This window comes from Armatimonadota bacterium (genome assembly GCA_016125185.1).
In the GTDB taxonomy this organism is placed as follows: domain Bacteria; phylum Armatimonadota; class Fimbriimonadia; order Fimbriimonadales; family Fimbriimonadaceae; genus Fimbriimonas.
This window is the reverse complement of the sequence record WGMG01000006.1, coordinates 1,241,215-1,259,639: the sequence shown is the minus strand read 5'-3', so window position 1 is coordinate 1,259,639 and position 18,425 is coordinate 1,241,215. Positions and strand designations below refer to the sequence as shown.

The following is an 18,425-nucleotide window of genomic DNA, read 5'->3' as shown; positions in this document are numbered from 1 at the left end:
CCAAATAATAGTTAGTACTATTATCTGAATGAAACGGGCATACGTTTTTGGGGTTTCGCTGGTCGCCTTGATCGGATGCAGCAGCGGCCCCGCTATCAACACAACCAAGACGGCTTTCGCGCTCCCGCCGGGAGCAACTCAGGCCGATAGCGACGATAAGACCGTCTCGCTCGGCGTACCGTCGGGATGGCGGGTCGGCGTCTCTTCGAGCATGAGTCAAGCCGATCTCATGTCGGGCATGGGGTCGTCCGGTGGTGACGGCGGAATGCCTCCGATGCCATCAGGCGGCGATTCGGGCAACGGAGATGCGGCGGCGGCGATGGACGCCCTCAACAAGATGTCGGCCAAGATGGATGCAGACGCGAAGAAGGCCGAAGCGGAAGCCCTTGCTAAGCTCAAAGAGAAGGGAATCATCATCCACTGCATCAACAGCAGTAAGCCGATCCCCGGCGAGAAGCCGACTCAGTTCTACGTTTTGAAGCAATCCCAGGGTGGAAACTGGAACTGGGAGGACGCGGAAAAGTCGGAAGACGGTCAGTTTAAGACCAAGCCGACGGCGACCAAGGTAACCTTGCCGATCGGCCAAGCTCTGCGCATGCAGGACACTTGGCAACTGGTTGACGGAGCCAACTTCACTCAAGTCAGCTACGTCATCCCGAACGGCAAGGACCTCTACTCGATCCGGTTCATCACCGAAGAATCTCCCGAAGTGGTGACGACCATCGACAAACAGGTCGCCGAATCCTTCCGGGTCAACTAACTGGCAACGAGTTCGCGCAGGTGCTCATCGTTGACTTCCTTTACGGTGTCGGCGATCTCTAGGAATCGAGCGTAAATCTGCTCGAACCGCTCCGGCGTGAACTCGTATCCAAGCTCCTGAAGTCGGTGCTTCAGGCCGTGTCGGCCTGACCTCGCCGTCAGCACGATTTCGCTCTTCAGCGCGCCGACCAGCGACGGATCGATGATTTCGTATGTCGAACGTTCCTTCAGGACACCGTCCTGGTGGATGCCGCTGCTATGGGCGTAGGCGTTTGCGCCCACCACCGCCTTGTTGCGCTGAACCATCATGCCCGTCAGCCGAGATACCATCTGCGAAGTCTGGATGAGCTGGGTGGTGTCGATTCGCGTCGCCATATCGAACTTATCGCGTCGAATGTACATCGCCATCACGACCTCTTCGAGCGCGGTGTTACCGGCCCGTTCGCCGATGCCATTGACGGTCACCTCGACTTGCCTTGCGCCGCCCAAAACTCCGCTGAGGGTATTGGCCGTGGCCATGCCGAGGTCGTTGTGGCAGTGGCAACTCAGAATCGCCTTATCGATGTTGGGAACGTTGTCGACGATCCCCTTCATGAGGCTGTAGTACTCGGTCGGGTAGGTGAAGCCGGTCGTGTCGGGCACGTTGATGACCGTGGCCCCGGCCTTGATGACTTCTTCGACCACCTTATAAACGTAGTCGAGATCGGCTCGGCCGGAGTCTTCCATGAAGTACTCGATGTCGTCGGTGAACTGGCGGGCGCACTTGACGGCCTTCACGCCGGTCTCAAGCGCCTCTTCCTTACTCATCTTGAGCTTGTAAACCAGGTGGTTTTCGCTCACACCCAAACCGGTATGGATGCGGCGTCGCTCGGCGGGTTGAAGTGCCTCGGCCGCCACTTCGATGTCCTTCTGGCGAGCCCTCGTCAGGCCGCAAATCGTGACGCCTTTCAATTCGCGAGCGAGGGTGTTCACGCTCTCGAAGTCGCCGGGCGAGGAAATGGGAAATCCGGCCTCGATGATGTCCACGCCTAGGCGCACTAGTTGATGTCCGATCTCCAGCTTTTCGTCAAGGCTGAGTCGAACCCCAGGGCTCTGCTCACCATCTCTCAGCGTTGTGTCGAAGACATAAACTCGTGTACTCATTTGCGTTTAGACTCTCACATTGGATTATACGTCCTTGAGGGGTAGACTTGATCCGAAATGACTTCGGTGCTGGTAAACGTGTCTGGTGGTAGCGATGCCGCCAAAGAGCCTTGGATTTGGCGAATCTGCAAAGACTTTAACGTCAAGGTCAACATCGTAAAGGCAAACGTGGACACCGACTACGGCTCCATGCAGATCGAGCTTTCTGGAGCAATCGAAGACATCCAGCGAACGATTGCTTGGCTCATGACCACAGGCCTCCACGTCGAATCTCAACAACGCGCTGTCGGTGCATGATCGAACTCCCGTACGAGAAGCCTGAGGATTTCCAGCAGTTTTGGGCCGACGCAGTGGCGGAGGCGATGGATTTTCCGCTCAAGGTTTCGAGTTTTCGGGTCGTGCCAGATCAATCTCCCACTCACGTGGTCGAGACATTCTCTTTTGCCGGGATTACCGGCCGCGCCCGCCACGGCTGGCTGGCCTATCCCGAAGGGGCACGCCGCCTGCCCGGCTTTCTATGGGTTCCGCCGTACGGTCGGGAGTCCAAACTACCGGACGAATACGGGACTCGAACGGGCATGGTCAGCATGTCGTTCAACTTTCATGGCGAAGATGCTTTTCATCAGGAAGCATATAAGCCGGAACGCGGCTACTTTTCCGAAGGGGCTGACGATCCCGAAACGTGGGTTTTTCGCTCGATGTTCCAGGATGCCGTGATCGCCCTGCGCATCTTTCAGGCTCAGGTTCAGGTGAACGAAGACCAGATCGGCGTTTCGGGGATGAGCCAGGGTGGAGGCATGAGCATTTGGCTCGGGGCTTGGGTTCCTTTTGTGAAAGCCGTCTGCGCCGACATGCCGTTCATGTGCGGCATGGGCGATTCGGTCCTGAAGTACGCCTATCGCTATCCGATGAAGGAGCTTGCCGACTTTATGAACGGCATTCCGATTGGCCGTGAGCGGGTGCTAAACACGCTCAGCTACTACGACACGATCTATCAGGCCGAGTACTGCGACAAGCCGACCCACGTGCTCGTTGGTTTGCGCGACCCATCTTGCCGACCACCCAATTTACAAATGGCGTTCGACGCTTTGCCGGGAAAGAAGCACCTGGAGACGATCGATTGGGGTCACGACTGGCACCCGAGCATGATTGTCAATAACAAGCGCTGGTTCTACCAGACGATGTAGCTTCTTAGCCCTTGAGCGCTGAGTGGATTGCGACCGCAGGTTCGAGGATTTCCATGATCCGAGACAGCTTCCATTGCGTAGCCGAGTCGCTCAAAGCTTTGTCGGGATCGGGATGAACTTCCAAGAACAGGGCGTCGACGCCCACGGCGATCGCCGCGCGCACCATCGCCGGAATGCTCTCGCGGACTCCGTCGGTCGCCGTTCCTGCTCCGCCGGGCCGCTGGGCCGAGTGCGTCGCGTCGAAGCAAACCGGAACTCCGAGCGAGCGCATCACTTCCAGGCCGGGCATATCGACGATCAACGTGTTGTAGCCAAAGGTCGTCCCGCGCTCGGTCAGCATGATTCCTTTCGAATCAAACGACTGGAGCTTGGCAACGATATTCTTGGTGTCGTGCGGAGCCAAGAACTGGCCCTTCTTTACGTTGACAGGCTTGCCAGTCTTCGCGGCCGCCTCAAGAATATCGGACTGACGACAGAGAAAAGCCGGGATCTGAAGAACATCAACCACCTCGGCTGCGACCTGAGCTTGGTCGGGCAAGTGGATGTCCGTGGTGGTCGGTAGGCCGAACCGCTTCCCGACCGAATGAATGATTCCGAGGCCCTCGCCGATTCCAAACCCGCGAACCGAACCACCCGAGGTGCGATTGGCCTTATCAAAGGATGCTTTGAAAATATAGTTGAGGCCCAGTTTCTTACATGCCTCGGCCGTAACACCAGCCACCTCTTCACACAAAGCGAGAGATTCGGCAAGACAAGGTCCGCCGATGATCGTGAGTGAACCGTCACCGACGGTGAAATTTCCAACCGAAAAGGGCGTCACTTACCGACCTTAATGTTCAGGGTTGCCTTCACCGAGGACGGCGGCTTGCAGGTCGATTCGTTGCAAATCTGATAGCTGATGTCGAAATCGACGCTGTAAACTCCCTTCTTCGGTTGCAGAGCCTTCTCGATCTTGCCTTCGAACGGAATCTTGACGTCGCCCTGGTAGACCAGCGTGTCGGTGCCGAACGAGGTCATCGGTTCGCCCTTCGGATAGGTGATCTTGGCGAGCTTAAAGCCTTTCGTCTTCGCCGTCAGAGTCAGCGGATTTTCGTATTCGTCCTTCGGCGGGTTCTGGTAGGCGTGCCATCCCTGCGGGATCGAGACGGTTACCGTGCCCTTGACGACGTCCTTCTTAAAGGACTCGACTTTGAAGGCGACGGTCGGGGCGACTTCTTGAAAGCCGAGGGCCAGAAACAGGGAAGCGGCGGCGGTGATCATAACTTCATTATGAGCGAACTCATAAGTTAGATGCGCAGGGCAGGTCCCTCGTTTCGGCGATAGGACATAAGTCGGTATACTAACGTGTTCAAAACGCCAGGAGTGGCCATTTAGCATTGCAACGCCGTAAAAGCTTCTACTTCCTTTTAATTGTCCTCGCGCTAGCAGCTCTGGCGCTCCTGGGCGATTTCAAACTAAAAACGATTTTTGGTCTCGACATCACGGGTGGAACTCGTCTGACCTACCGACTCGAGATCACAAAGGACCTCGAAGGCAAGGTTTCCATGGAAGAAGCCCGAGGTCAGATCATCAAGGTCCTCCAGCGTCGAGCCATGGGCATGGGTGCCGCTGAGCCATTGGTTGCCGCCAAGGGCGACGATCAGGTGATTGTCGAACTCCCCGGCGAAACCGATATCCAAAAGGCCCGTGAGGTCATGGGTACCAGTGCGCGCATGGAGTTCTACCACGCCCGCAACGTCGTTTCTGGTCAAGACCAGAAGCGAACGTACATGCCGGCTGCGAGCGAGAATCCCAACGACCCGCTGGTTCACTTTGTCAGAGTCAGTGACGGCAAGAAAGTTGAGCCGAAATCTGACGAATATAAGGAGATGATTCAGGGGTGGACCCTAATTCTCGCCGGTACCGACGTCAAGGATGCCAAAGCCGAACCCAAACCAGGCGGCGACGGTTACCAGCCGCTGATGGAATTCAGTGTTGACGGCCAGCGAAAGATGTCCGCTTGGAGCACCCGCTACTTCGGCAAAGAGGAGCCGTTGGCGGTCGTTCTCGATGGCAAGGTCCTTAGCATCGCGAACATGAAGAAGGATACGCGGCTCGAACAGAACTGCGTAACCGAAGGCAACTTCACCAACCAATACGTTCTTGCTCTGGTCGATCTCATCAACGGTGGTTCGCTACCAGCGAACCTGCACGAGCTTGGCGCTTATAACGTCAGCGCCACCATCGGTGCTACGGCGTACAACAAGATTCTCACTGCGGGAATCATCGCGTTCTCGATCATCAGCGTCTACCTGATCGTTTACTACGCTTTCGCTGGCTTCGTCGCCTTCCTCGCCCTACTTCTCTACACTGGCTTGACCTTGGCGGCTCTGAAATTCATCAATGCCACCTTCTCGCTTGCGGCCATTGCGGGCTTTATCTTATCGGTAGGCATGGCGGTCGACGCGAATATTCTCGTCTTTGAACGCTTTAAGGAGGAGATGAAGAATGGCAGGTCGCTTCACGCGGCCATCGAGATAGGCTTCAAACGCGCTTTGCCGGCCATTGTCGACTCGAACGCCTGTACCATCCTCACTTGTTTGGTGCTTTCAAACATTGGCACGGGACCGGTTAAAGGCTTTGCCACGACCCTGATTATCGGCGTCGTCATTTCGCTCTTCACCGCGGTGACGGTCACCCGATCGCTCCTGTTCTTCTTTGTGGACTCCGGCATCGGCGACCACGAAAAGTGGTACGCCATCGACCGAGATTGGTTTGGCGCATTCCTGAAGAAGACCGATGGCGTCATGCCGGTTCTGCAGAAGTCCAAGAAGTGGTTCCTGATCTCGGCCATCACCGTCGTCTTCGGCATGCTGTTTGTCCCGGCGGGTGGCTTTAAGCTGAACGTTGAACTGCAGGGTGGTTCCGAGGCTCAGTACTCCGTTGGCGCAAACGTTACCGAAAAGATGATCGGCGACAGTCTGGACAAGGCTGGGTACAAAGGTTCGACCGTCAAGTTTGGTTCCGAAACGGATAAGGGCCGAGTCGCCATTATTTCGGTGCCGGAAGAAGCCCTGAAGAACGTTGCCGACAAGGATCGCGCGACAACCATCGCGACTGCGGCTGGCATCCCGGATGCGCACTTTGAAGGCATCCAGACGGTTGGTCCGACGCTACAGAAGGAAGTCCAGATCAGCGCTATCACCGGCGTCGCCGTATCGATCTTGTTGATCATCGGCTACCTCGCATTCCGGTTCGGCTTCTCGGTCGGCGGATTTAAGGGCGGCTTGAAGTTCGGTCTTTCGGCGATTGGCGCTCTATTCCACGACATCCTTGTCGTCATCTTCATGGCGGCGTTCTTCGGCTTCGTCTTCAAGTGGGACATCAGCTCTCTGTTCTTGACCGCGATGCTGACGATCATCGGCTTCTCGGTTCACGATACGATTGTTATCTTCGACCGAATTCGTGAGAACCTGCATCATCCGGAAGCGGGTGAAGACCTGGAGCACCTGATGAACCGATCGATCACGCAGTCGTTCTCTCGATCGTTGAACACGTCGGGAACGGTTATCGTGACGCTCCTCATTCTGGTCCTCTTTGGAACTCCGACGCCGGACCTGAAGTTCTTCGTGGTTACGATGCTGATCGGTATTGTTTCCGGTACTTACTCTTCGATCTACAACGCCTCGCCGATTCTCTATCTCTGGGATAAGGCGACCGTCAAGAAGCAGGGTGAGGGCGCTGGATTGGTTGGCCTCGCCAAGGCAGAGATCAAGCGGTCGGCTTCGGTTCGCTCCTCGACTCACCAGACGGTGCCGCGAACGCAAGCCAATACGAGCGAAACGGGACGGTCGTATGGCCAGGTCCGACGCCGTGCCAAGGACACTGTCAAGGACAGCTGGAAAGAGATCGACTAACCGAGAAAGCGACTCGGATTCGGTTAGAATGAGCAGCAGAAACGCTGCTCATTCTTTTATTGAAGGATTGGGCAGAGGTCGGGGTCTTCATAGTTATGGCCGAACTTACCTGGAATGCCATCGAAGCCTTGGCGATCTCGCGGGATCGGGACCGCGCCTTTCAGCGCGACTTTGACTCGATCCGAGAATTAGTTTTCAAGCTTTCCTACGCCCTGACCCTCGATCACTCTTTGGCCGAAGATTTGGCCCAAGACGTACTGATCAAGATTTGGCAGCACCGGGAACGGCTGGCCTCGTTTGACCAACCCGAGGCTTGGATTGCCAAGGTCGTAGCGAACAAAGCCAAGTCTCTTTGGCGAAGGCGTCCGAAGTGGGTTCCGATTCCGCCCAACGCGGCCGTCCCCGGGGAGCAGGACCCGCAGTTGATCGAGCTTCGAACGATCATCGCCAGCCTGAAAGACGACTTTCGTGAGGTGATTCTGCTCGTGGCTGTCTATGGATTCTCCTATGCGGAAGCTGGGCAAGCGCTGGGGATTCCTGAGGGTACCGTTGCCAGCCGGTTCAGCCATGCCAAGAAAGAGCTGCAGAGGAGGATGGGTGAATGAACCGGCTCGATCAGCTTCTGAAGTACTCGCGTGACAAGGTACAGGCCACGCAAGTTCCCCCGAACCTCTATTCGCGAGCAGAACGCCGAATGGCAGCTATCGACTCGGTGGTGACCGCTATCATCGCCTTAGCCTTGATCGGCTTGTCAAGCCTCCAGTTTTCCTCGAAGGCGTCGATTCAACCTCCGGTGGCCCGGGAGTACATTGAGCATGACTTGGTTGCGACGGAGGTGGCCCAGTGAAGAGCGACCGCCGGACGCTCACGATTCTCGCCGTCGTCGTCGTTTGCTCGGTCGTCGTCGCCTCATTTCGAAGCGCGATGCTCATGGGTGTTCGCTTGCTGATGGGGCAGGCTTCGCTGGCGCGAATGGACATTGTCAGTACCACCGACCGCACCAATCCGATCAACCTTGGAGCGTGGACCCTGCCGGACCCTGACGGTCCGTCCGACGCTGGTCGGGATAGCCAATTGGGGGCAATTCTGGTCCAAACGATGAACAAGTGGAATCAAGAATCGGAAGCAGGGCGCATCCCCACGTCGGCGCTGGAGAAGTATGTTCAAGACCACCCCGATGACCTCAAGGCAAAGGCTCATCTGATGCGCATCAGTTTGTCACTGACGAGTCTCAAAGGTGTTCGCGACAAGAATCTACTGAAGGAACAGGCCCAAAAATTAGCTAAGCTAGCAGGCGAGGTTGCAGCCAAGGAACCGGATAACTGGTACTGGCGAGAGAGAGAGTTCCATTTCCTAACTCTGGCGGGTGATAACGGCATAGCGGAAGAAGCTCTTACCGCCCAACCGTTTCCGACGAAGTACGAGGACTATGTCGACGACGAGGTTCGCTGTCGAGAGGCGACGTTCCGCAGTTCCTACATGGATTTCCCCAGCGGACTCGTTCTGCCCATTTGGGCCGGAGTCACTTACCCCCATTATGCCGCCGCCTCCGGTATCAGCAAAGATGTGGCGGAAGCAAAGAACCCACTCTCGGTTCGGGTTGCCGAAATGAGTCTGGGCGATGCGATGATCCATTCCTGCCCAACTCCGATTGCCGCGCTGGTGGGAGTGCGGGTGCTTCGGCACGGGTTGTGGAACAGTAGCAAGCCCTATGGTGATTGGAGGAAGCTGGTCAACGAGTCGGAAGCCGCGAAGGTGAAGGGCACTTTTCTGAAATCCGGCAGTGCCGCCGATTGGAACCATTCGCTGGAAATAGCGAAAAAAGACATCACCCTTCACTTCTATGCCGGAGAAGACAACCCACGGGAAATGTACGTGGCTCAGTTCGGGCCGATCATGGTTGGTACCGGTCTTCTCTCGTTGCTCGTGGCGGTCCCGGCATGGTTCTGGTCCCGGGCAAAGGGCAAGAACCTTGGCAACCGATGGCTAGCCTGGACGATCCTCGTGGGTGGACTCATGATCTCCATGCTTTGCTGGCACGACTGGGGCTATATGGCGAACTATTCGCTGGGATCGAGATACCTCGAATTTCCGTTTACGCTGACTTGGATTTGGGCGACGATCGCGACGCTTCGTCGCGAGAAGGGAAGCGACCGTTTGGTAGGAGTGATCTTGCTTGGATGTATTTTCGCCTGCGGATGGTTGACTAACCAGACGATGGCAGCGACTTTCCTATTCTTGATCCTGTATGTTTCCCAGAAGGGGCAAATGCCGCTTGGGCCTTGGGCGTCGTCGGTCGGCTTGGTCCTATTCGCCTTCCATGCGGTCGAGAACCTCGCCTTTTGGCATGGCGATCTCTTCTTGCCGCTGGGATTCATCCTGGGGGGTGGTACGTTGCTCTTGGTCTCCCAGCGATCGCTCGAACCCGATCAACCGAGATGGTCGGGCCTGACGACGGGCGTTGCCTTGCTGATCGTGGGATCGATCTTCATGGCTCAGTACAACCGAGGAGCTTCGGCGATGATGGCGCGAGAATTGGAGCGAACGAACGATATCCGCAAGCAGTTTGCGTCGTTTTAGCTAGCCGTCGTAGTCAAGCTCGTGGAGCATGCGCGGGTTCTGTCGCCAACCGGCCTGGACCCGCACATGCAGTTCCAAGAAGACTTGGTGACCGAGCATTTCTTCCAAATCTGCCCGAGCTTCGGTGCCAACGGTTTTGATGAACTGACCGTGCTTGCCAAGGAGAATGGCACGCTGACTGTCCTTGTCCACGATGATCGAGGCGGAAATATGGACGATACCATCGGCTCTCTCATCCCAACTCTCGACGACTACCGCGGTCGCGTGCGGAACTTCCTGCCGAGTCTTCAACAGGATTTTCTCTCGAACATATTCAGCGGCGATAAACCGTGCCGTTTGGTCGGTGAATTCGTCTTCGGGATAGAACGGTGCTCGCTCCGGCAGGTGGCTCAAGACGATATCCAGGAGCTTGCCGACGTTCTGCCCCTTAGTGGCAGTCGTCAGCATGTATTCGTCGGTCCCAAACATCTCGCCGTAGGCTTCGACGTGGCGCACGACGTGCTCCGCCTTGAGGTGGTCCATTTTGTTAAGGCACAGGACGACGGGCACGGACTTGTTGGTCCGGACCAGCTTGGCGATCGATTCATCGATTTCGTCGGGTGCCTTGGCTCCATCCACGACAACCAAGATAACGTCGATACCGTCTAGCGAGCCACGGGCTTGCTCGACCATCGACCGCTGAAGGCGGTTATGGGGTTCATGGATACCCGGCGTGTCGATGAAGGCGATTTGGTATTCGGGTCTGGTCACAATCCCCATCACACGCTTGCGCGTGGTCTGGGGCTTGCTACTGACGATACTGACCTTGTGGCCGACGATGAAATTGATGAGCGTGCTCTTGCCGACGTTCGGCTGACCAACAACGGCGACATGGCCGAATCGATGCGCCATCAATCTCGCTTCCTAAACAGGATATTCAGCTCCACGTCGCCCTTATCCTTCAGCTTCTCTTCGCCGGTCGGATCGAAATCGACCTGGTCGGCAAAGCTCGCTTTGCGCTGGCGTCGATCCCGCTTGGACCGGCGTCGGCCGGTCGTTCGCTGAACGGTTCCGGGCGCGAGCGAGGCGTCCTCCTCGTACGGTTCGTCGTCTTGCGGGCGGAGGAACCATTCGTCGAGAGAGTCCTCGACGTCGTTCTCCGAGGCCCATTCGCCGAGTCGCATGATCGGAACGTCGAACGAACTGATATCCATTCGGATATTCGATTCGCGAGCCGGAAGCTCGGCCATCCGAAGCAGGCTTCGCGGGTTGGCTTCGAGGATTTGACGAATCTCGTCGGTGGTGCCGATGAGGAACATGTGCGTAACGCCGTCCGGCGAACTGAACTTGATGTTCGTCGAATCGACGGCCACCCATTCGGCGGTCAGGAGGTTGTAGGCGCTCCATTTGCCAGGAAGGGCGATGGTTCGCTGTCCGTCGCCGGTGCAGTGAACGGTGAGGAACGGCGGTCGAACGTGGATGACGTCTTCGTGGAAGCTCCACACATGCGCTCCTGCCTTCTGCGCCAAGGCACGAACGAGGGCGGAGTTGATCGTCGTTTCGCCGAGGAATGCGCTGGACCAAGTCTGCTTGGATTCTTCGACCGAAATGTCGCGGAGGACGAAGCTAGGAAGGCCGGTTTGCGTGTATTCGCCGATGACGGCGCCATCTTCTGGGACGGCGAAGTAGGTTGGCTCAACCGCCTTCTCGGATTGGATCACATTGCCCGGGAAAGCCTGGGCGAGGACGTTTCGTCGGTCGAGAATGCCAGTGCCTGGACGGCTGAAGATCGGTTGCGGGCGAATGGCGATGCCGGTGACCTCGCGGGCTCGCTCCAGGGACTCGCGGCCATTGTCGAACATGCCCGCGCTGTACACCCAGAATAGGAGCTTGCCGTCCTTGTGCAGGCGTTGCTTGATGGCGCTACGAAGGTCCGGGCGGATATCCCACGCATTGAGGAACATGTAGACCTTACATTCGGGGAACTTGACTCGGTGGGTCAAGTCGCTGAGGAGGTAAAGGCCGTAGCTGACGCCGGCGCGACCGATCGACTCCAGCGACTGCTCAATCAACGATCCGAAGCATTCGGTGTCAACCAAGTAGCCCAGGGCTCGCTCATCAATGAAGACGGCAACGTCGGGGTCGGAGCAGTTGACCGACATCGAGCGGACGGAAAGCTCCAAGAGGGCCTTGGCTCGCTCCCAAACGGAGGCGGCGGTCAGCCAGCCGTTGCCCCACTGATCGCTCCAGCAAATGCCGGTTTGGTGCGAGCAGGACGCGCCGAAGCCGCGGCGATGGACCGCTTCGAGACCTTGTGGGGTGCGAATGGTCGGAGTGCCAAGCTCGGGCTCGGGCCGGTTGGAGAGGGAAGTCTTGAAGTCTTCGAGCGAAATGAAGAGCTTGCCGTTGAGGGCGTAGCTGTCCACTGGCGACTCGAACGACGAGACTCCGCTTGCCTGCCGATTTCGGTTGCTCGGGCTTGCTGAGATGAAGTCGATTTCGGGTGTGCGAAGAATCTTGCCAAGCGAAAGCTGGCCCGATCCAGGGCGATAGTTTTGGAAGGTTTTTCCGTATCGCGTGCCGACGATAAACCGCCCTTCGGACGACTCCTTGACGGCGTAGGCGAGATCGGCAATGCGGCGGGCGGAGAGATCGCTGAGGAAGAGGAAGTAGTCGACGACGGGCCGCTCTTTACGGTCGCCTTCGACGAGACGCCCCTTGCGCTTCTTCGACGAAATATCCGGGATTCGGATGGATTCGAAGTCGGCGGATCCGTCGAACCAAGACGCCCTTAAGAGGACAACATCACCTTGGTATCGCTCGCGCACCCACTCCTTGAACTTGCGCTTGCTGGCAACCGAGATGTCAAAGCTGTGCTCGGGGCGGATGGACCAGCCGTCCTTGTCGAGGTCCAGGCCGAGGATGTGTTCCGCGTTTGCGACGCCGAGCAGGTTCTTTGAGAAGTCTCGAATGAGATTGTCAAGGTTGGCCCAGAACTTGTCATCGCTAAGGCTCGGCTCGGCGAGGTCACCGTTGGTGTCGCGGTAAACGCCTTCGGGGAAGTCGATTTCCCAACCCTTCGGAGCCACAAGATCAAGGTGGAAGACGACTTGGGCTTCGCTATCGACCTTGACAATGCGGGCCAACAGCACTCGGCACTTTTCGACCAGGCTATTGAAGTGGTGCTGGTCGCAGACGGCCTCGACGCCGATGACGAAGACGTGCAGTCCGGCTTCGGAAGCCTGTCGAATCTCTTCGAGGACGGTATTGAGGCGATCTTCGTCGGGCGGAGCGGCGTAGAACCAGAAATTAGGATAAACGCGCGACTCGCGGACGAGCGTCGGAACGCCGTTACGAAGCACGATCTGTGGGGCATCCTCGGGGATGTCGATCAGCGCGCGTGGAGGAATAACGACCTTTTCGGGTTCGGGCTTGGCTGGCGGCTCACTGACCTTTTGATTGGAAAACCTGGTTCGGCTGGTTGTTTCCTTCGGCTCAACGGCCACACGCTCGCGCATGTTGACGGTGATGGTGCGGCCTTCATCTTCAAATTCGAACGACTCGGTCGGTTCGTATTCGCGCATTGGGGCAGCGCCTTCATCGTCGAAGCGAGGCGTTTCGACTTCCGGTTCGGCAGGCTTTTGCGATGCTTCACCGCGTCGCTTGCCAAGCCTGGCTTGGGGCTGTTTGGCTTGCGTTTCGGCCTGGCGGGCGGGGCGGGACTCGGCTTGCGGCTTCTCGTTGCGAGTTCGGAACTGCGGAATCGGCAGATCGGCGTCCCATTCGTCGGAGTCCGGCTCGACAGCTTTGGCCTTCTGGCCGCGGGCTGGCTTTGGACGCTCGACTGCAGGCGTAGGAGCGGCGACGACGGCCTTCGCCTCGGCCTTGGGGGCTTTGGCTTTGGCAGACGGGGCGCGGAAAACGAGAGAGACGTCCTCTCCGAGGACGCTAGCGAGTTCTTCGTTCAGTGAATCGGCCTTAGGCTTGGCGGTCTTGTTTTTGGAGGTCGCTGGCTTCTTGGCCTTAACTTCGAGGTTGGAAATCGGTTGGTCGGTTGTCTTCTTCCTTGGCATGACTTTGCTCAATTTGGTTCTGGACCCACTCCAGCAGGTCCTTGGGGGTCGTAAAAATGTAATCGGGGGCTTCGGCGAGAAGGTCTTCCTTCTTACCGGCGCCGTAGAGGGCGGCTCCACACCGGATTCCGGCGGATTTGGCGCACTTGAGGTCGAAAATCGAGTCGCCGACCAGCACGGCTTCATGCGGCTGGACGCCCAACTTCTCCATTGCGAGCAGGGCGCTGTCGGCGTGCGGCTTCGGGTTCTCGACATCGGAGGCGCAGATGGCGTGGTGAATTGAATCCCACGCGGAGAAGCGGCTTTTCAGGATGTCGATTTCGAGGTGGTTGCGGCTCGTTACGAGGGCAACGCCAAGACCCGATTTGAAAGCGAGGGTGAGGGCTTCGACGGCTTCATCGTATTCGACTTCGAGGTGATTGTGAGCCTCGTATCGCTCGATGGTGTATCGAATCATTTCGTCGAGCTCTGCGTCGTTCTTTGGGGAACAGCCGAAGAGCGTCATTTGTTTGGAAAGCGGGATGCCGATGAGGGCGAGAATCTCCTCATCGCTCGGGCGGTGGGTTCCGTACTTTTCGAACGCATCGCCGAGACCGGCGACGACCATAGACAACCCGTTTAATAACGTTCCGTCTACATCGAAGAGAATGGCTTTTACAGGTTCCGTTGAATCTGATGCCCGCACCTATCAATTATGGCTTATTTAGCGAATCCCGCGCCGGGTCCCTAATGAAATTCCAACGCTGCCCGATACTCAACAAGGATGGACCTACGTCTAATGTTAGATGGAGGGGCTGCGCCGCCAGCTCCGCCAGGGAAGGGAACCGAGCCGCCCCCACCGCCAGATGAGTTTGAAAAGACTCTTCAACAGGCAAAAGGAGGGGACGAGACTCCTGGAGAAGTCGCAGACACCGAGCCGAATGCTCAACTGCAGAAACTGGACTCCAAGGATTCCGACAAGAAAGGAACCGGCAAAGAAATTCCGGTAGCCGTTCTTATCGATCAGGCTGTCACCATTCCCGTTCAACTTCTTAACGCGCCCCAACTGGCGATCGCGCCAGCCCCGGGAACTGCGCCGAAGACGGATAAGACTTCGCCTTCGATTAACCCAATTTCAACCGTCGGCAAGACGGCACCGGTTGATCCGGCTCCGGCTCAGCAGATTCTGCCCGTCGCGACGACGGTCTCCTCCGACGCAACCGACCCGGTTGGTACGAAGGACGTTCCGTTCGACATGGCACAACTTGTGTCTTCGATGGTGACGAATGGCCAACTGCGAAATCTGGCGGCTAACCCGAAGAGCGCCGTGATCAACGGCTCTTCGCCGATGCCGGTCGACTCGCGTGGGACGGCAAAGACGGCTCCGACCGGCCCAATGCCGGCCGAGAAGGTTGAGACTCCGCTGAACATCACGTCGATTCAGACGACTTCCAATGCGGCTTTGACCGAAGCTACGGCGGCTCCGGTTGTCTCCGTTGCGCCGGTCGCTCAGACGATCGGCAAGGCAGCGTCGCTTGATAAGGGCGACGTGAAGAAGGCCGACGGAGTTAAGATCGACGAGAAGCTGGAGTCGAAGGGCATCAAGGCTGGCAAAGCCGAAGTGACCTTGGGCGACGCAAAGGCCGAGGCCGAGGTTTCTAATCAACTAGGCCAGGGCAAGGGCGACAGCGATTCCAAGTCAGACGCTCAGAAGGATGCTCAATCGGATGTTCAGGTGATGGCGGCCAAGGATGCTCCGGCTCCGACCAAGACGGCAGATGCGACGCCAGTTCAGACTCCCAGCAATGGACCTCAGTTGACTACGGCTGAGCGACAGCGAGTCGTGGAAACGTTGACCAAGCGAATTGAAGAGCTGAGCGCGAACAGCGTTCGCAACGAGGTTCGTGTTGAGATGCAGCCGCCCGATCTGGGGAGCGTGGTCGTCAATATCCGAAAGGATGTCGAGGGCTTGACCGCAACCTTGAGCGCGTCGAACGAGCCGCTTCGCCAGGCTCTGCACGAGTCGCGAAACGACTTGGCAGGTGCATTGGCTGACCGAAGCGTCGGCCAAGTTAAGGTCGAGGTTCGGAGTGCGAGCGCGGACACCATGAACATGGGTCAGCAGTTCTCGCAGGCGCAATCTCAGAATTCTCAGCAGCAACAGCAGCAGCCACGATATGCCGCGGTGAACCACCGAATGGCACAAAATGGCACGCAAGAGTCGTCGGCGGAGACGAAACCCGAGCCGAGACGTGCATCGACTACACTTTTAGATCTGGAGATATAAACTATGGGAACATTAGTTTCAAGTGTCGATCCTAATGCTTATTACGTATCGACTAAATCAGCACCTAGGTCTGAGCTTAACATGGATACTTTTATCCATTTGTTAACCGTTCAGATGTCTAACCAGAATCCACTTGATCCAACTAGCGATAGCGAGTATTTTGCGCAGATTTCGCAACTTGGCCAAGTGCAGGGACTCCAGGCTTTGCAGAAGCAAGGTGACCTTACGCAGGCGCAAAGCCTCATCGGAAAGCAGATCGGGGCGGTGGATACGTCCTCGGCTTCCGGCGATCAGATCATTGCGGGAACGGTAACGGGTGTTACGCTCTCCAACGGCGCGTATAAGCTGACGGTGAAGAAGCTGGATGGCACGGAGACATCGGTATCGATGGACTCGGTTCAGCAGGTGTATTCATCGGATGCGGCGGGCCAGAGCTACATCCCGGCGGACTACTCGTACCTGATCGGCAAGCATATCGCAGGATCAAACGGGACGACGCCGATGGAGGGCGATGTGACCTCGATTACAACGTCGAATGGTACCATCATGGCAGAGATCACGACTTCTTCCGGGACGAAGCTTCAGCTACCGGTCGGCGGGATTCAAACCATCAGCTAGGAGAGGACCATGGACAAGATTCAGAATGCGCGAATATCGGATCTGCTGAACAATCAGCCGACGCCACAGGTTGGCGGAAACGTCTCCGATCTGAGCGAATTCAAGTCCATTCTGCAGGATCGTCTGAAGGTGAGCAGCCACGCTCAAACCCGGCTTCAAAGTCGGAACATCGAGCTGGATGCATCGGCGTGGGACCGAGTGATGCAGGGCGTCGATAAAGCGGCGGCCAAAGGAGCGAAAGAATCGCTGGTTTTGGTCGATAATGCCGCACTCGTCGTCAGCATTAAGAACCGTACCGTCATCACGGCAGTCGATAAGGACAGCCTCAAAGATAACGTTTTTACAAATATTGATAGCGCTGTGGTCGTTTGACCTATAGAAAATCGATATTTGACCGACCTAACAATTTAGTGGATCAAGGCTGGACTCAAGATTAATCTCTCGGGAAGCCACGAAAAGAATCGATCATTCCTTTCAAATTCACACGGACCAAGCAACAAGGGATTAATTAAACATGCTACAAGCAATGCTGTCGGGCGTCGCATCGATCAAGGCGCAACAATCGAGAATGAACGTCATCGGCGATAACCTCGCCAACGTCAATACCACCGCGTTTAAGAGTTCGCGAGTCAGTTTCGCGGAGATGATGTCGCAGACGGTTCGAAGCGCTTCGGGCGCTACGGCCAGCCGAGGTGGCGTCAACCCCATCCAGTACGGTCTGGGCGTGTCGGTCACTTCGACCGACGTTAACGACACCCAGGGCGCTCTTAACCAGACAAACAAGACGACGGACCTTGCGATTCAGGGCAACGGCTACTTCATCACGTCGAACTCTCAGCGCATGGCCTTTACCCGGGACGGTTCATTCCAGGTCGATACCCAGGGTTATCTCGTTTCGTCGGCTACCGGTGAGCGCGTTTTGGGATGGCAGGGGTCTTCGGCCGGTGCCATCGACACCACCGAAGCGATGTCTCCGACGAGTTACGTATCGATCCCGAGCTCGCTGAACTCGGTTCAGCAGACGACCAACGCCACGTTTGCAGGCAACTTGAACGCCAACGCGGTTGCTACTGACACAGCAACTTCCTCGGTGCGAATCTACGATTCGCAGGGTGGCTATCATGATATCAACCTGGTTATGAAGAACCACAGTGTTCCTCCAGCTGCAGGCGGCCCGGCCAGTGCGACTTCCAGTTGGGACTGGGAGGCTTGGGAAGGCACTCCAGGCACGGGTACCTTGGTCGGCAGCAGTAGCACCGGGACAAATGAACCGATGTTCTTCGATAGCAGCGGTGCCCAAGTTTCTAATCTTGCTTCGGGAACGTTTAATCAGATCACGCTCACTCCCACGGCAAGCCAGTCATTTGCCCAGTTCAGCGTCGACATGAACTTCAGCAAGATTTCTCAGTTGAACGGAACGTCGCAGGTGACGGCTACAGACCAGGACGGCTTTGCACCGGGCGCTTTGGAGTCGTTTTCGATCTCGCAAGACGGCGTCGTGACGGGCATCTTTACGAACGGCTTTACTCGACCGATCGCTCAGGTTGCATTGGCATCGTTCAGCAACCCAGAAGGTTTGGAGCGAAGCGGCAACAACCTGCTTCTGGAGTCTGACAACAGTGGCCGTCCGCTGGTTGGAACGCCTCGAACCGATGGTCGCGGCACGATCAGCGCCGGGTTCTTGGAGCAGTCCAACGTCGACATTTCGAGCGAATTCACCGATCTTATCGTCACTCAGCGAGGCTTCCAGGCGAACACCAAGGTTGTTACCACGGTCGACGAACTGCTGCAAGACCTCATCAACATGAAACGATAATCACGCTATCCCTTTGGTCTTTGTCTAACGAGGGAGATAACCGGGACGCCAAACGGCGTCCCTTTTTCTTTTGCGGCGATTGGGGAGTACGTAGGTATCCTTTTGGCT

General features: G+C 57.0%; 17 protein-coding genes. 11 read left to right on the top strand and 6 right to left on the bottom strand.

Annotation, left to right across the window (positions count from 1 at the left end; translation table 11 throughout):
• Positions 1–28 precede the first annotated feature (28 nt).
• A complete protein-coding gene (locus tag GC165_13910) occupies positions 29–760 on the top strand; it encodes a hypothetical protein (GenBank protein MBI1333963.1) in 732 nt (243 codons plus the stop codon).
• Here the strand turns inward: GC165_13910 and GC165_13905 are convergent.
• Positions 757–1,902, bottom strand: a complete 1,146-nt coding sequence (locus tag GC165_13905; GenBank protein MBI1333962.1) for a 2-isopropylmalate synthase — start codon at positions 1,900–1,902, stop codon at positions 757–759. The two genes, GC165_13910 and GC165_13905, sit on opposite strands and share 4 nt — an antisense overlap.
• A 57-nt stretch (positions 1,903–1,959) precedes the next feature.
• Between GC165_13905 and GC165_13900 the strand changes: the two genes are divergently transcribed.
• Together GC165_13900 and GC165_13895 are read left to right on the top strand one after the other, a co-directional pair.
• Positions 1,960–2,199, top strand: a complete 240-nt coding sequence (locus tag GC165_13900; GenBank protein ID MBI1333961.1) for a FeS-binding protein — start codon at positions 1,960–1,962, stop codon at positions 2,197–2,199.
• Entirely contained in the window at positions 2,196–3,089 is an 894-nt protein-coding gene (locus GC165_13895) for a hypothetical protein (GenBank protein ID MBI1333960.1), read from the top strand. The genes GC165_13900 and GC165_13895 overlap by 4 nt, the downstream gene beginning before the upstream one ends.
• 4 nt (positions 3,090–3,093) lie before the next feature.
• Here GC165_13895 and kdsA read toward each other — a convergent pair whose 3' ends face one another.
• Complete coding sequence (gene kdsA / locus GC165_13890) at positions 3,094–3,909, bottom strand: 3-deoxy-8-phosphooctulonate synthase (GenBank protein ID MBI1333959.1); 816 nt, start codon at positions 3,907–3,909, stop codon at positions 3,094–3,096.
• Positions 3,906–4,466 carry a hypothetical protein gene (locus GC165_13885; protein MBI1333958.1) on the bottom strand — a complete coding sequence of 187 codons (561 nt, stop codon included), beginning with the start codon at positions 4,464–4,466 and terminating at the stop codon, positions 3,906–3,908. The genes kdsA and GC165_13885 overlap by 4 nt, the downstream gene beginning before the upstream one ends.
• Here GC165_13885 and secD point away from each other — a divergent pair.
• The 4 genes from secD to GC165_13865 all read left to right on the top strand — a co-directional run bounded on the left by secD (position 4,466) and on the right by GC165_13865 (position 9,565).
• Entirely contained in the window at positions 4,466–6,985 is a 2,520-nt protein-coding gene (secD, locus tag GC165_13880; protein ID MBI1333957.1) for a protein translocase subunit SecD, read from the top strand. The genes GC165_13885 and secD overlap by 1 nt on opposite strands.
• Before the next feature lie 95 nt (positions 6,986–7,080).
• The gene (locus GC165_13875) at positions 7,081–7,590 is read left to right on the top strand and encodes a sigma-70 family RNA polymerase sigma factor (protein ID MBI1333956.1); all 510 of its coding nucleotides are present in this window, start codon (positions 7,081–7,083) and stop codon (positions 7,588–7,590) included.
• Complete coding sequence (locus GC165_13870; GenBank protein ID MBI1333955.1) at positions 7,587–7,832, top strand: hypothetical protein; 246 nt, start codon at positions 7,587–7,589, stop codon at positions 7,830–7,832. Before GC165_13875 ends, GC165_13870 begins: the two co-directional genes overlap by 4 nt.
• Positions 7,829–9,565: a hypothetical protein gene (locus GC165_13865; protein ID MBI1333954.1), complete on the top strand. Its 1,737-nt coding sequence runs from the start codon at positions 7,829–7,831 to the stop codon at positions 9,563–9,565. Before GC165_13870 ends, GC165_13865 begins: the two co-directional genes overlap by 4 nt.
• Here GC165_13865 and GC165_13860 read toward each other — a convergent pair whose 3' ends face one another.
• The 3 genes from GC165_13860 to GC165_13850 are packed head-to-tail and all read right to left on the bottom strand — an operon-like array spanning position 9,566 to position 14,302.
• The gene (locus GC165_13860; protein ID MBI1333953.1) at positions 9,566–10,456 is read right to left on the bottom strand and encodes a GTPase Era; all 891 of its coding nucleotides are present in this window, start codon (positions 10,454–10,456) and stop codon (positions 9,566–9,568) included.
• Complete coding sequence (locus GC165_13855) at positions 10,456–13,617, bottom strand: hypothetical protein (GenBank protein ID MBI1333952.1); 3,162 nt, start codon at positions 13,615–13,617, stop codon at positions 10,456–10,458. Before GC165_13855 ends, GC165_13860 begins: the two co-directional genes overlap by 1 nt.
• On the bottom strand, positions 13,568–14,302 hold the full coding sequence (locus GC165_13850; GenBank protein MBI1333951.1) for an HAD-IA family hydrolase: 735 nt from the start codon (positions 14,300–14,302) through the stop codon (positions 13,568–13,570). Before GC165_13850 ends, GC165_13855 begins: the two co-directional genes overlap by 50 nt.
• A 78-nt stretch (positions 14,303–14,380) precedes the next feature.
• Here GC165_13850 and GC165_13845 point away from each other — a divergent pair, with 78 nt between their 5' ends.
• The 4 genes from GC165_13845 (at position 14,381) to GC165_13830 (ending at position 18,317) form a co-directional block, all read left to right on the top strand.
• Complete coding sequence (locus GC165_13845; protein MBI1333950.1) at positions 14,381–15,883, top strand: hypothetical protein; 1,503 nt, start codon at positions 14,381–14,383, stop codon at positions 15,881–15,883.
• Positions 15,884–15,886: 3 nt separating this feature from the next.
• On the top strand, positions 15,887–16,501 hold the full coding sequence (locus GC165_13840; GenBank protein ID MBI1333949.1) for a hypothetical protein: 615 nt from the start codon (positions 15,887–15,889) through the stop codon (positions 16,499–16,501).
• 9 nt (positions 16,502–16,510) lie between these two features.
• The gene (locus GC165_13835; GenBank protein ID MBI1333948.1) at positions 16,511–16,873 is read left to right on the top strand and encodes a flagellar protein; all 363 of its coding nucleotides are present in this window, start codon (positions 16,511–16,513) and stop codon (positions 16,871–16,873) included.
• A 142-nt stretch (positions 16,874–17,015) separates the two neighbouring features.
• The gene (locus tag GC165_13830; GenBank protein ID MBI1333947.1) at positions 17,016–18,317 is read left to right on the top strand and encodes a flagellar hook-basal body complex protein; all 1,302 of its coding nucleotides are present in this window, start codon (positions 17,016–17,018) and stop codon (positions 18,315–18,317) included.
• The last annotated feature ends 108 nt before the right edge of the window (positions 18,318–18,425 follow it).